A 12,857-nucleotide genomic window follows, 5' to 3' on the forward strand; every position below is an offset into this window, starting at 1 on the left:
GGACAGACCTCATGAACTTCCTCGCCCTCTTCGCCCGAAATCTCACGAAAGGTCCCTACACAGAGCCCTTCCCGTTCGCGCCCGCGCCGACGGCCAAACGCTTTCGCGGCAAGATCGAGTTCGATGCGGAAACCTGTGAGGGCTGCCGCCTGTGCGAGCGCGTCTGCCCCGCCGGCGCCATCCGCATGACCAGGACCGCCGAGGGCATGACCTTCGACTGCTGGCACGATAGCTGCGTGTTCTGCGGCAACTGCGAATTCCACTGCCCGACGAAGTCGATCCACCAAACCGCCGATTGGCACCTCGCCCATACGCAGGACCAGAAGTTCCTCATGGTCGAGCACGCTCTCATACCGAACCAGATCTGCGCCGAATGCGGAAAGGAAGCTCTCGCAACGGCCCCGGCGACCCGGACCGTCACTCCTCCCCTTTCCCCGACCGAGACCCAGCACCTCAAGGCCCTTTGCCCGAAATGCCGCGCGAAGTTCATCCGCGCCAGAAAGGCCGCAGCATGAGCCGCATCCCCGACGATATCGAGACACGTCTTCGCGCCGCCGCGCCGAGCGGGATCTCCTACGAACAGAAGACCGATCCGCTCGGCGTCACCGTCGCTTGGTGCGAATTGGCAAACAAGGACGAGCTCCTCGCCATCGCCGAATGTCTCGCCCGCTGCGGCGCGCGTCTGTCGATGATCACCGGCTCCCAGCCCCCCGCACCGCCAGAAGTCGAGGCGGAGGAGAGCGAAACCGATGCCGGCGATGGCGTGGCGGAGGCCGCCTCGCCCGAACCGACGCTGAGCTTCGGCGGAACGCCGCTCGACGGCACCGCCTACGAGCTCGACTATCATTTCGATCTCGCCGGCGATGCGCTCACTGTTGTCGCGCTCGTCGCCCAGGGAAGCTCGATCGCATCGCTGACGCCCGTCTATCGCACGGCCGACTGGCCCGAGCGGGAGATCATGGAGCTCTACGGGCTGCGCATCGTGGGCCATCCCGACCCGCGCCGCCTCTTTCTCGACAAGTCGATTGAGCCGGCCGTGCTCGAAAGGCTGATCCCCTTCTCGACCCTGACCAACGCCACATCCACCAGCGACCTGTGGTCGAAGGTCATGGAAGCCGGAAAGGAAGCCTCGCAATGACGACCACCAGCATTGCTGATCCGATGTCCCCGGCAACCACCACCATCCCGGTCGGCCCGCTCCATGTCGCCCTGGAAGAGCCGATGTATTTTCGCATCGACATCTCCGGCGAGCGCGTGGCTCACGTCGGCATCAACGCCGGCCACGTCCACCGCGGCATCGAATATCTCGCGACCAAGCGCACCCTCATCCAGAACGTCGTTCTGACCGAGCGCATCTGCTCGCTCTGCTCCAACAGCCATCCCGAGGCGTTCGCCATGGCGGCCGAGGAAATCGGTGGGATCGAGGTGCCCGAGCGCGGCAAGTATCTGCGCGTGATCGCGGCCGAGGTGAAGCGCGTCGCCTCGCACCTGTTCAACGTCGCCATTCTCGCGCATCTCGTCGGCTACGACGCGCTGTTCATGCACGTCATGCAGGTCCGCGAGATCGCGCAGGATCTGAAGGAGGGCGTCTTCGGCAACCGCATGGACCTCGGCGCCATCTGCATCGGCGGAGCGCGCTACGATCTGGACGAGGAGACGACAGCGCTGCTGCGCTCGAGCCTCGACAAGCTCGAGCCCGAGATCGCCGAGATCGAAAAGACCTATCGGACCAACGGCTCGATCCTCCGGCGCACGCGGGACGTCGGCGTCTTGGCCAACAGCGACGCCATCGCCTGCGGCGTCGTCGGCCCGGTGGCCCGCGCCAGCGGCGTGGATTACGACGTGCGGCGCGAGGCACCCTACCACGTCTACGACAGAATGCCGGTGGAGGTAAAAACGCGCCAGGACGGCGATGTCTGGTCACGCGCGATGATCCGCCTCCACGAGGCGCGCAACGCAATCTCCATCATTCGCCGCTGCCTCGACACGCTTCCCACCGGGCCGGTCAACGTTGGCGAAAAGCCCGACGTACCGGCCGGCCGCGCCGTCGCGCGCAGCGAGGCGCCACGCGGCGAGCTGATCTACTTCCTCAAGACCGGCGACAGCGAGCAGCCCGAGCGGCTGAAGTGGCGCGTTCCGAGCTTCATGAACTGGGACGCCCTCACCTTCATGATGCGCGACGCCAAGGTCGCGGACATCGCCATCATCGTCAACTCGATCGACCCCTGCGTGTCCTGCACGGAACGCTGAGGTCCGGGGCGAACCGCGCCCATACAAAAGGAGAACCCAAATGGCTCACACGATAGACAACGAACTCTGCACGGCGTGCGGCTCCTGCGAGGACGCCTGCCCCAACGGCGCCATCAGCCACAAGGGCAAGGTCTACAAGGTCGACCCGAAAAAATGCACCGACTGCGAGGGCGTCGACGGCGGACCGCAGTGCGAGGACGTCTGCCCCGGCGGCGCCGCCATGGCGGCCTGATCCCGCCTCCGACGGGGAGGTTCGGGCAAATCGGCCGCTGTTTATCCAGGGAGGATCGCGATGGACGTTTTCGAGGAACTGATCAGGGAACGCGGCGCCGGCCGCCGCTGCGCCCTGGCGACGATCGTCAAGGTGGAGGGTTCCGTTCCCTCACATTCGAGCGCGCGGATGCTCGTGCGCGAGGATGGCTCCATCGTTGGCACCGTGGGCGGAGGAGCCGCCGAATGGCAGGCCATTGCGATGGCCAAGGAGACGATGGAGAGCGGCCGCTCGCAGATGCTATCCCTCAGCCTCAAGGCCAACCCGGCCCTGGAGCCGGGCATGGTGTGCGGCGGCAATCTCGACATCTTCATCGAGCCGATCGTGCCTGCCACGGTGCTCTACTTGTTCGGCGCGGGCCATGTCGGCTTGATGACGGCGCGCGCGGCGAGCCTCGTCGGCCTCAAGGTCGAGGTCGTCGACGACCGACCTGAATTCGCCAACGCGGAGCGCTTCCCCGACGCTGAGGCCATCCATGTCGGCGATCTGGATGCGGTGACGGCGTCTCTCGAACCCAACGCCAGAGCCCTCGTCTTCATCGCCACGCGAAGCCACGAATTGGACCGGCAGATCCTCGCCTGGGCCCTGACGAAGCCCGGCGGCTACATCGGCATGATCGGCTCCAAGCGGAAGGTTCAGACGGTCTTCAACCAGCTGCGACTGGAGGGCTTCTCCGTCGAGGACTTCGCCCGTGTTCATGCTCCCGTGGGGCTGGAAATCGGCGCCGCCACTCCCGAGGAGATCGCCGTTTCGGTCGTCGCCGAGATGATCGCTCATCTCAGGGGCGCCGAAGCAGCCCGCTCGCTCAGCCGGATCATGACCGACTGCGCACTGGCGGAGCAGCGCCGCGAAGAAAGGCAAAAAAGCAAAGCCCGTTCCCCCTCGGAGCCCGACGAGGAACGGGCCGTAGCGTAGTTCGCAATCCCTCATCCACCCGACAGAGCGAGCCGGTCGCAACGGTTTCGCCGCCTTATGGGAGAGAAGACATGAAAAGAATAAGCCTGAACGTCAACGGAGTCGAACGCTGGGTCGTCGCGGACCCCAAGGACAACCTCGCGCATGTGCTGCGCGAGCAGATGCTGCTCACCGGCTGCAAGGTCTGCTGCGAGGATGGCCAGTGCGGCGCCTGCACGGTCATTGTGGATGGTAAGCCGATCCGGGCCTGCGTGACCTCGATGGAGAAGCTTGCTCCGACCGCACGGATCACCACGATCGAGGGCATCGGCACGCCCGACAGCCTCCACCCCCTGCAAGTCGCGTGGATGGCCCATGGCAGCGCCCAATGCGGCATCTGCACGCCCGGCTTCATCATGTCGGCGAAGACGCTGCTCGACCGCAACCAGAGCCCGACCCGCGAGGAGGTTCGCGCCTGGTTCAACCGCAACCGCAACCTGTGCCGCTGCACCGGCTACAAGCCGCTGATCGACTCCGTCATGGACGCAGCCGCCGTCATGCGCGGCGAGAAGCGGATCGAGGACCTGGTCCCCCGCGCCAAGGACGATGGCTCCATCCTCGGCACCAAGTACATTCGTCCTTCGGCGGTCGCCAAGGTCACGGGCACCTGGGACTTCGGCGCCGATCTCGCGCTGCGCATGCCCAAGGACACGCTGCGTCTCGCGCTCGTTCAGGCCAAGGTCTCCCATGCCTTGATCAAGGGCATCGACACCAGCGAAGCCGAGGCTATGCCCGGCGTCGAAAAGGTGATCACGTGGAACGACGTGAAGGGCAAGAACGCCATCACCGGCCTCATCACCTTCCCGACCAACAAGGGCGATGGCTGGGATCGGCCGATCCTGTGCAAGGACAAGATCTTCCAGTACGGCGATGCCATCGCCATCGTCGCGGCCGACACCGAGGAGCATGCGCGCGCCGCTGCGGATAAGGTCAAGGTGGAGCTCGAGGTGCTGCCCGCCTACATGTCCGGCTTCGCGGCGCTCGCACCCGACGCCATGGAGATTCACCCGGGCGTGCCCAACGCCTATTACGAGCAGGGCGTCGTCAAGGGCGAGGAAACCAAGCCCCTGTTCGAGAAGGCTGCGGCGAGCGTCGACATCACGACCTACTGCTCACGCCAGCCGCATCTCCATCTCGAACCCGATTGCGGCGAGGCGTTCGTCGACGAGGACGGCGTGTTGACGATCCTGTCCAAGTCGATCGGCGTGCATCTCCATCACGCCATGATCTGCCCCGGTCTCGGCATCCCGCCGGAGAAGCTGCGGCTGATCCAGAATCCAACGGGCGGCACCTTCGGCTACAAGTTCTCGCCCACCATGGAGGCGCTGCTCGGCGTTGCGGCTCTCTCCACCGGCAAGCCCGTGTCGCTGGTCTACGACCAGTACCAGAACATCACCTATACGGGTAAGCGCAGCCCCGCCAACATCAACATCAAGCTTGCCTGCGACGAAGCCGGCAAGCTGACGGCGATGGAAACCGACTGGTGGCTCGACCACGGCCCCTATTCGGAGTTCGGCGATCTCGTTACGCTCCGCCAGGCCCAGTTCACTGGCGCGGGCTATCATCTGGAGAACATTCGCGGACGGGGACGCACGGTCGCGACCAACCATGCCTGGGGATCGGCCTTCCGCGCCTATGGCTCGCCCCAGTCGTTCCTGGCCTCCGAAATCGCCATCGACATGCTGGCCGAGAAGATGGGCGAGGACCCCTTCGAGTTCCGCTACAAGAACCTCTATAACGAGAGTTCGACCACGCCGACCGGGCAGAAGCCCGAGGTGCTGGTGCTGCCCCAGCTCTTCGACATGATTCGTCCGAAGTACGAGGAAGCCAAGAAGCGGTGCGAAGAGTTCAACGCCGCCAACAGCGAGAAGAAGCGGGGCGTGGGCGTCGCGCTCGGCATCTATGGCTGCGGCCTCGACGGCCCGGATTCCTCGGAAGCGCGCATCGAGATCACTCCGACCGGCTTCACCGTCTACAGCGGCTGGGAGGACCATGGGCAGGGTGCCGATCTCTCCGCCCTGACGATGGCGCACGAGATCCTGCGCAAGACCGGCGTGAAACCGGAGCAGGTCAAGGTCGTCCTGGCGGATACCAAGGGGCCGAACGGCGGGCCGGCCGGCGGCAGCCGCTCCAACGTCTTCTGCGGCAATGCCATCCGCGTCTCGGCGGAAATGATGGTCAACGCCATGAGGAAGGAGGATGGCACCTACCGCACCTATGAAGAGATGAAGGCGGAGAACATTCCGCTCGCCTACGACGGCAAGTGGGTCGCGGCCGCCTGCACCGATTGCTCCGCCGAGACGGCCCAGGGCAATCCGTTCCCGATCTACATGTACGAGGTCTTCGTGCCCGAGGTCGAGGTCGATCTGGAAACCGGCAATACCAAGGTGGTCAAGTTCACGACGTCCGTAGACGTCGGCACGATCATCAACAAGGCCACGGTGGATGGACAGATCTATGGCGGGCTGGCCCAGGGCATCGGCCTCGCGCTGACCGAGGATTTCGAGGATCTCGAGGTCCACAACACGCTGCGCGACTGCGGCATCCCCTACCCGAAGGACGTGCCGGACGACATCGAGATCCTCTATCTCGAAACGCCCCGCCCACTCGGACCGTACGGCGCGGCGGGCGTCGGAGAGGCGCCTCTCACCGCGCCGCATCCGGCCATCCTCAATGCCGTCTACAACGCCTGCGGCGTGCGCGTCTTCCGCGTTCCAGCGCTGCCCGAGGTCATCAAGATGGGTCTCGAAGCCAATGCCGGCCGGACAGCCGAGGGGGCGCGCCAGCTCGAGCATCAATGAACGCACCGATAGTCGGCCCGATCCCAATCGGGCCGACCGGGGCCCCGTCGAGCCGGCCAAGCAACGGGGTCCCCTTGGCCCGCGGACAAAATCGTCCGCGGGCCCAAGAACGGGAGGTAACGGCCATGGACAGCAAAAAGGTCAAGCAGTGGGAAGCGCTCTGCATTGAGGAGCAGCCGCCCGCATGCACGGCCGCGTGCCCGCTTCATGTCGATGCCCGCGCCATGGTGGAGAAGATCGCCGCTGGCGATTTTTCCGCCGCCTTCGCCATCTATGCCCGCATCGTTCCGTTTCCCGCCATCATCGGCCACATCTGCGATCATCCCTGCGAGGGCGTCTGCCGCCGCGAGGAGGCGGGCGGCGCGGTGCGTATCGGATTGATCGAGCGCGCCCTGGTGGAGGCCAGCTATCCGACGCTGAAGCGCACGGCCCAGCAGGCGCGCCGCGCCAAGCGGGTCGCCATCGTCGGCGCCGGTCTCTCCGGCCTGACGGCGGCATACGATCTCCTGATGAAGGGCCATCAGGTCACGGTCTTCGAGGCCGACGCGCACCCGCTGGAGCGCCTTCATCACGACTATGCCGACGATCTGCCTCCTTCGGCGATCGCCGCCGATCTCGGGATGCTCCAGCGTCTCGGCGTCGATATCCGCTGCCGTTCGCGTGTCGTCGCCGGCGCAGGCCCCCTCGGGCTCGACACGCTGATCGGCGATCATGACGCGGTGCTTCTGGCGCTCGGACCCGGTCCGGCGCTCGCCTTTTCGCCCACGGTCAGGCTCACCGACAATGGCCGTATCGATATCGATCCGTTCAGCCGCGCGACGAGCCATCCCAAGGTCTTTGGCGGCGGCTTTCATAGCGAACAGGGCGAGCGCTATTCGCCGATCGGCTCGGTCCACGACGGACGGCGCGCCGCCGCTTCCATCGATCGCTTTCTTCAGGGCGCGTCCCTCACTGCCCAACGCCAGGACGACGGCGCGGGCGGCACCTGTCTTTTCGTCAACACGGCGGCTCATCCTCCCGTGCCGCCGGTCGAGCCCCTCGACCGCCGCGCCGGTTATTCCGAAGCCGAGGCGGTCGAGGAGGCTCGCCGTTGTTTCCCGTGCCACTGCCTCGAATGCGTCAAGGCCTGCCCGTTCCTCGCGCACTACAAGACCTATCCCAGGCGCGCCGTCCGCGAGATCTACAACAACGACTCGATCGTAATGGGCAACCGAAAATCCAATCGGATGATCGACAGTTGCGCGCTGTGCGGGCTCTGCGACGCGGTCTGCCCGACCGATCTTGCGATGGGAGACGTCTGCCTCGAAGCGCGCCGCTCGATGGTCGAGCGCGGCCACATGCCGATATCGCACCACGAGTTCGCGCTGAACGACATGGCGCATGCGCGATCGGCGCGCTTCGCGCTTGCGCGCCATCAGCCGGGTTTTGCCGCCAGCTCCGTCCTATTCTTCCCCGGTTGCCAGCTGCCGGCCTCGTCGCCCGATCAGGTGGTGCGGCTCTATCGCCACCTCTGCGCGAGCATCGAAGGCGGCGTTGGCTTGATGCTCGATTGCTGCGGCGCGCCGGCACACTGGGCGGGTCGCCAGCAGTTCCATGAGGAGATCGCAGCGGAGTTGCGCTCGACCTGGAAGGCAATGGGCCAACCGACGATCGTCACCGCCTGCTCCTCCTGCCTGAAGACGCTCGGGCAATCGCTCCCCGACATCCCCGTTCATTCTGTCTGGCCTCTTCTTTCCGAGCTTGGCTGGCAGATCGAGGCATCGCCAGCGGCATCGCTTCCGCTCGCCATCCACGATCCCTGTTCGGGCCGCCACGCCAAGGGCGTTCAGCGGGCGGTGCGGGAGCTGGCGGCGGCGGTCGGCGCGGAGGTTCGCGAACTTTCCGGCGCCGAGCTCACCACCTGCTGCGGCTATGGCGGGCTTGCCCAGTTCGCCAATCCGGTAGTGGCCGACAAGATCGTCGATCAGCGCATCGGCGAGAGTGAGGACGATTACCTGACCTATTGCGCCATGTGCCGGGACAATTTCGCCCGTCGTGGCAAGCGCGCGGTCCACCTGCTCGACCTTCTCCTGCCGCCCATCGACGGTTCCGATCCGGCCGCCCGGCCGGACCCCGGATTCTCGCGCCGGCGCGAGAACCGCACGCGGCTGAAGATGGCGCTCCTCAAGGATCTCTGGGACGAAGACATGACCGATCCACTGCCGCAGTCGAACGTCGTGATTCCGGACGAGGTGCGGGCCCAAATGGAGCGCAAACTGATCCTCGCCGAGGATGTCATCGCCGTGATCACCAACGCGGAGAGCAGCGGGCAGAAGCTCAAGGACAGGGCGAGCGACCACTTCATCGCCACGGGGCGGGCCGGCAACGTCACGACCTGGGTGGAATACGAACTCGCGGACGGCGTTCCGATCGTCCGGCGGGCCTACTGCCACCGAATGGAGGTCGAGGCCAAGCCATGACGACGCCGAACGACCCCACGGTTTCCGATCTCGTCTGCGCCCGCTGCGATGTTCCGCTCGAAATGGGCAAGGTGAACGCCTCTTATCTCGGGCAGGTCTTCCCGGTGGACCTCCCCCGCTGCCCGTCCTGCGGCTTCGTCTACGTGTCGGAGGAACTGGCCTACGGACGAATGCTGAATGTCGAGCAGGCGCTGGAGGACAAATGATGACAGCTCCCTGCGCGCTCGACGGACTTTTTGGCAGCGGCCGCGTGAATGACGGCGCCGGAATGCCCCTGCGACCGGGCGGGCCGGCATTGACGCATCTGCTTCTCGATGCTGCCGCCCTGCGGGCCGGAGACAGGCTTCTGGACGTCGGATGCGGTCAGGGGCTGGCGGCGGCTTTGGCGACTGAGCGTGGCTGTAAGGTCGTCGGGATCGATATCGATCCGAATGCGCTCGATGCGGCGCGGCGGCGCGCGCCGGGAGCCATCTTCCTGAACGCACGCGGCGATGCGCTTCCCTTCGCCGAGGGCAGCTTTTCCGCCGTTCTCTCCGAATGCAGCCTCGGCCTAATGGAGGATCGCGCCCGCGCCCTCGCTGAGTGGCGCAAAGTGCTTAGTAAAGGCGGCCGACTCATCGTTTCCGACCTCTACGCCCGCGCCGAATTCGACACCGAGGGCCAAACCGCATTGCTCTCACGGAAACGGCTCATCCTGACTATCGAGGAGGCGGGGTTCGAGGTCGTCAGTTTCGAGGATCGATCCGCCGTCCTCAAGGCCTGGGTCGCCCGCTTCATCTTTCAGTTCGGCTCACTCGAAGCGCTTTGGGGCAATGGGTGCGGTCTGAGCGGCGAGGCCGCTCAACGGGCCAAGATCGGCTACTGCACCATCGTCGCCCGAAAGCCCACTCGATCATCCGCACGCCAGGGAGGCAGCAAAAATGCAGGATTCATCCTTCCGAACGGCCGAACTCCTGCTTCAGGGGTTCAAGTGCAGCCACGTGCTGATGATCCTCGCGTTGGAGGCCCAGGGCCGGAGCAATCCCGATCTGGTTCGCGCCATGTCGGGGCTGGCTCTGGGGATGGGGCAAGGCTTCAACTGCGGCGCGCTCACCGGCGGCTGCTGCGTGCTCGGCCTTTATGGTGGCCGGAGCGAGAGGGAGGATGCCGACGCCCCCCATTTCGACGCCATGCTCGACGACTTCAGCGGCTGGTTCAACGCCTACGCCAGCGACAAGTTCGGCGGGATCGACTGCGCCGATATCATGGCCTTCGATGAGCGGCTGAAGATGCAGCGCTGCCCCGCTCTCATCGCCGATGTCTGGGAAAAGCTCTCGCAGACACTGGCGGATCACGGTCTCGACATCGCCCAGGCGCCGGAAGCTGACGGAAGCGCGGAGAGCGGGCGATGAGCGGCGAGAGAAGCCCGGGCGGAGCGCTTTCGGCGGCCGTGGTTCTTGCGGCGGGCTTTTCTTCACGCATGGGCGCATTCAAGCCGCTTCTCCCCTTCGGCAAAGGCACCGTCGTCTCCCATGTCGTGGCCACCCTGCGGTCGGGGGGGCTCGACCGAATTCATATCGTGGTTGGACATCGAGCCGAAGAGATGCGACCGACGCTCACAACCCTCGGTGCCACGGTGGTCGACAATCCACGTTATGCCGAGGGCATGCTGTCGAGCATCCAGGCCGGCCTTGCCTCGCTTCCCGAAGACGCGCCGGGTTGCCTCCTGCTGCCCGTCGATGTCGCGCTGGTGCGGCCGGCGACCGTCCGCCAGATGCTCGACGCCGCCGAGTCCTCGGGCGCGCCCCTCCTCCACCCGACCTTTCGGGGCGAAAAAGGGCATCCGCCGTACATTCGGCGCGCAACCTTCGGCGAGATACTGGCCTATTCGGGCGAAGGCGGCCTCGCTTCGGTTCTGGCGCGCCATGAGCGGGAAGCAGAAACCGTGCCGGTTATCGACGCCTTCTGCCTCGCCGACATGGACACCAAGGATGCCTATCGGCAGCGCTGCGCGGACCTTGGTTTCGTGGAGACCCCGACCGAGGAGGAATGCGAGGCGATGCTGGAGGCGGCGCGAACGCCGGCACCGGTTCGCGCTCACTCGAGAGTCGTCGCGGCGTTGGCTGACGCGATCGCGCAGCGGCTCATCTCGTCCGGATTGCCGCTCGATGAAGCCGCCATTCGCGCGGGCGCTCTTCTCCACGACATCGCCAAGGGGCAACCCCGCCATGCCGAGGCCGGCGCGCGCATGGTTTCGGGCTTCGGCTTTCCCAGGATCGCGCCGATCGTCGCCAGTCATATGACGTTCGACTTTGGCGGACAGTTGGACGAAGCCGCCGTCGTCTTTCTCGCCGACAAGCTGGTGAGCGGCGTCGCACGCACTCGCCTGGAGGATCGCTTCGCACCCGCCCTGTCGCGCTTCCGCGACGACCCAAGGGCGCTCGCCGGAGCGCTTGCCCGCATGGCTTCGGCAAAGGCGGCGCTTGCCGCGATCGAGGTCCGCATCGGTCCGCTCGACGATCCCCGCGCCCCCGCCGCCAAGGTCCTTGAGGAGGCCTAGAGATGGACATGCCCGATAGCCGCCTGTTCCTCGGCGAAACCCAAAGCGTCTGCCCGGAGTGCCTGAAGACCATCCCGGCGCGCCGCTTCGCGGAGGGCGACACGGTGTTCCTGGAGAAGGTCTGCCCTGACCACGGTCGCTTCAGTGCGCCGGTCTGGCGGGGATTGTCGAGCTACCTGCTCTGGGCCGAGGCGCGGCGCGCCGAGGCCCGACCGCTGTTGACGGCGACGGAGGTCAAGGACGGCTGCCCGCATGATTGCGGTCTTTGCCCCGGTCACCGCCAGCAGAGCTGTTGCGTTCTTCTCGAAGTCACCTCGCGCTGCGATATCGCCTGCCCCGTCTGTTTCGCCAATGCCGGCCGCCATGGCCGCGATGCCAGCCTTGAAGAGATTTCCGGTTGGCTCGACACCCTCGCGGCGGCCGGCGGTCCCGTCCACATCCAGCTTTCGGGGGGCGAACCGACAACCCGCGACGATCTCGCCGACATTGTCCGCCTGGTGCGCGCCAAGGGATTCGGCTTCGTCCAGGTCAATACCAACGGCCTGCGCATCGCGCGTGATCCGAACTATCTCCAGGGGCTCGTCGAGGCCGGGCTGGATTGCATCTTTCTCCAATTCGATGGTGTCGACGACGGCGTCTACCGCGCGCTCCGCGGAGTGCCGCTCATGAAGATGAAGGCGCGGGCCATCGCCAACTGCCGTGAGGCCGGCGTCGGCGTGGTGCTGGTTCCGACCCTGGTTCCCGGCGTCAACAGCCGCCAGATCGGGGCGATCGTCGACTTCGCCATCGATAACATGCCGGCGGTGCGAGCGGTTCATTTTCAGCCGGTCAGCTATTTCGGGCGTGTGCCACATGAGCCGACGGACGAGATGCGCATCACCCTGCCGGAGGTGATGGAGGCCCTGGTGGATTATTCGAAAGGCTCCATCGGCATCCCGGATTTCAATCCCGGCTCGGCGGAGAATCCGTTCTGCTCATTCTCGGGCCGCTTCTTCGTCGCCGCCGACCGGACGCTCTCCGCCGACGGCGAGGCACCGGCTTCCTGTTGCGGCGTTCCGGCGGGCGCAGGAGAAGATACGGCGGTTGCTCCTGCTCACCAGGAGAGCAAATGCTGCGGCGGTCACACCGCCACCGAAGGCAGTTGCTGTGACGCGAACACCCATGAGCGCAAGGGCGAATGCTGTGGCGGTGAGGAGCAGCGCAAGTCCGGCGGCGAAACGTGTTGCAAAGAGAGCGTCGAACACGAGAACGAGCCCCGCCACGCCTCCTGTTGCGGATCGGCCAAGGCGAGCGCGGATGTCGCCCGCGCACAGCGCTATGTGTCGGGGCAATGGACCCGGCCATCGCCGTCGGCCGGGCCATCCGATGGGCTGGAGGCCTTCGACGCTTTCCTGGCGCGGCGCGAGCGGCGGGCGCTAGGCCTTTCGGGGATGGCTTTCCAGGATGCCTGGACCTTGGATATCGAGCGTCTGCGTCAGTGCCACATCCATGTCGTCTCGCCTGACAATCGTGTCATCCCGTTCTGCGCCTTCAACCTGACGGACCGCAACGGACGTTCGCTCTATCGACCGAGCGGAGGCTGA

11 protein-coding genes and 1 pseudogene are annotated in these 12,857 nt (G+C 65.8%); all 12 read left to right on the top strand.

Annotated features, from left to right (window positions below; all coding sequences use genetic code 11):
• Window positions 1–11: 11 nt before the first annotated feature.
• The 12 genes and pseudogenes from B5D38_RS02670 to trsS all read left to right on the top strand — a co-directional run bounded on the left by B5D38_RS02670 (window position 12) and on the right by trsS (window position 12,857).
• Window positions 12–515, top strand: coding sequence for a 4Fe-4S dicluster domain-containing protein (locus B5D38_RS02670; protein ID WP_078706824.1), 504 nt, complete (start codon window positions 12–14; stop codon window positions 513–515).
• Window positions 512–1,138 (top strand): NADH-quinone oxidoreductase subunit C, encoded by a 627-nt coding sequence (locus B5D38_RS02675; RefSeq protein ID WP_165690769.1) that lies wholly within the window; start codon window positions 512–514, stop codon window positions 1,136–1,138. Before B5D38_RS02670 ends, B5D38_RS02675 begins: the two co-directional genes overlap by 4 nt.
• Complete coding sequence (locus tag B5D38_RS02680; RefSeq protein WP_078706827.1) at window positions 1,135–2,250, top strand: hydrogenase large subunit; 1,116 nt, start codon at window positions 1,135–1,137, stop codon at window positions 2,248–2,250. Before B5D38_RS02675 ends, B5D38_RS02680 begins: the two co-directional genes overlap by 4 nt.
• A gap of 40 nt (window positions 2,251–2,290) precedes the next feature.
• Window positions 2,291–2,482, top strand: coding sequence for a 4Fe-4S binding protein (locus B5D38_RS02685; protein ID WP_078706828.1), 192 nt, complete (start codon window positions 2,291–2,293; stop codon window positions 2,480–2,482).
• Window positions 2,483–2,542: 60 nt separating this feature from the next.
• Complete coding sequence (locus tag B5D38_RS02690; RefSeq protein ID WP_078706829.1) at window positions 2,543–3,436, top strand: XdhC family protein; 894 nt, start codon at window positions 2,543–2,545, stop codon at window positions 3,434–3,436.
• Between the two features lie 71 nt (window positions 3,437–3,507).
• A complete protein-coding gene (locus B5D38_RS02695; protein ID WP_078706830.1) occupies window positions 3,508–6,276 on the top strand; it encodes a molybdopterin-dependent aldehyde oxidoreductase in 2,769 nt (922 codons plus the stop codon).
• A 125-nt stretch (window positions 6,277–6,401) separates the two neighbouring features.
• Window positions 6,402–8,735: a pyridine nucleotide-disulfide oxidoreductase/dicluster-binding protein gene (locus B5D38_RS02700; protein ID WP_165690770.1), complete on the top strand. Its 2,334-nt coding sequence runs from the start codon at window positions 6,402–6,404 to the stop codon at window positions 8,733–8,735.
• Window positions 8,732–8,941 carry a DVU_1557 family redox protein gene (locus tag B5D38_RS02705; protein WP_078706833.1) on the top strand — a complete coding sequence of 70 codons (210 nt, stop codon included), beginning with the start codon at window positions 8,732–8,734 and terminating at the stop codon, window positions 8,939–8,941. The genes B5D38_RS02700 and B5D38_RS02705 overlap by 4 nt, the downstream gene beginning before the upstream one ends.
• A gap of 62 nt (window positions 8,942–9,003) precedes the next feature.
• Window positions 9,004–9,603, top strand: a pseudogene (trsM, locus tag B5D38_RS22815) (DVU_1556 family methyltransferase); the annotation flags it as partial.
• A 52-nt stretch (window positions 9,604–9,655) separates the two neighbouring features.
• Window positions 9,656–10,126, top strand: coding sequence for a DVU_1555 family C-GCAxxG-C-C protein (locus B5D38_RS02715; RefSeq protein WP_078706834.1), 471 nt, complete (start codon window positions 9,656–9,658; stop codon window positions 10,124–10,126).
• Complete coding sequence (locus tag B5D38_RS02720) at window positions 10,123–11,274, top strand: DVU_1551 family NTP transferase (RefSeq protein WP_078706835.1); 1,152 nt, start codon at window positions 10,123–10,125, stop codon at window positions 11,272–11,274. The genes B5D38_RS02715 and B5D38_RS02720 overlap by 4 nt, the downstream gene beginning before the upstream one ends.
• Before the next feature lie 2 nt (window positions 11,275–11,276).
• Window positions 11,277–12,857, top strand: a complete 1,581-nt coding sequence (gene trsS / locus B5D38_RS02725) for a radical SAM (seleno)protein TrsS (RefSeq protein ID WP_078706836.1) — start codon at window positions 11,277–11,279, stop codon at window positions 12,855–12,857.

This window comes from Consotaella salsifontis (assembly GCF_900167365.1).
Taxonomy (GTDB): Bacteria; Pseudomonadota; Alphaproteobacteria; order Rhizobiales; family Rhizobiaceae; genus Consotaella; species Consotaella salsifontis.

What these genes read in the sequence shown, in the direction of transcription:
- B5D38_RS02715 (WP_078706834.1), top strand. Translation starts at nt 9,656, where the DNA reads ATGCAGGATTCATCCTTCCGAACGGCCGAACTCCTGCTTCAGGGGTTC.
- B5D38_RS02675 (WP_165690769.1), top strand. Translation starts at nt 512, where the DNA reads ATGAGCCGCATCCCCGACGATATCGAGACACGTCTTCGCGCCGCCGCG.
- B5D38_RS02720 (WP_078706835.1), top strand. Translation starts at nt 10,123, where the DNA reads ATGAGCGGCGAGAGAAGCCCGGGCGGAGCGCTTTCGGCGGCCGTGGTT.
- B5D38_RS02695 (WP_078706830.1), top strand. Translation starts at nt 3,508, where the DNA reads ATGAAAAGAATAAGCCTGAACGTCAACGGAGTCGAACGCTGGGTCGTC.
- trsS (WP_078706836.1), top strand. Translation starts at nt 11,277, where the DNA reads ATGGACATGCCCGATAGCCGCCTGTTCCTCGGCGAAACCCAAAGCGTC.
- B5D38_RS02690 (WP_078706829.1), top strand. Translation starts at nt 2,543, where the DNA reads ATGGACGTTTTCGAGGAACTGATCAGGGAACGCGGCGCCGGCCGCCGC.
- B5D38_RS02680 (WP_078706827.1), top strand. Translation starts at nt 1,135, where the DNA reads ATGACGACCACCAGCATTGCTGATCCGATGTCCCCGGCAACCACCACC.
- B5D38_RS02670 (WP_078706824.1), top strand. Translation starts at nt 12, where the DNA reads ATGAACTTCCTCGCCCTCTTCGCCCGAAATCTCACGAAAGGTCCCTAC.
- B5D38_RS02700 (WP_165690770.1), top strand. Translation starts at nt 6,402, where the DNA reads ATGGACAGCAAAAAGGTCAAGCAGTGGGAAGCGCTCTGCATTGAGGAG.
- B5D38_RS02705 (WP_078706833.1), top strand. Translation starts at nt 8,732, where the DNA reads ATGACGACGCCGAACGACCCCACGGTTTCCGATCTCGTCTGCGCCCGC.
- B5D38_RS02685 (WP_078706828.1), top strand. Translation starts at nt 2,291, where the DNA reads ATGGCTCACACGATAGACAACGAACTCTGCACGGCGTGCGGCTCCTGC.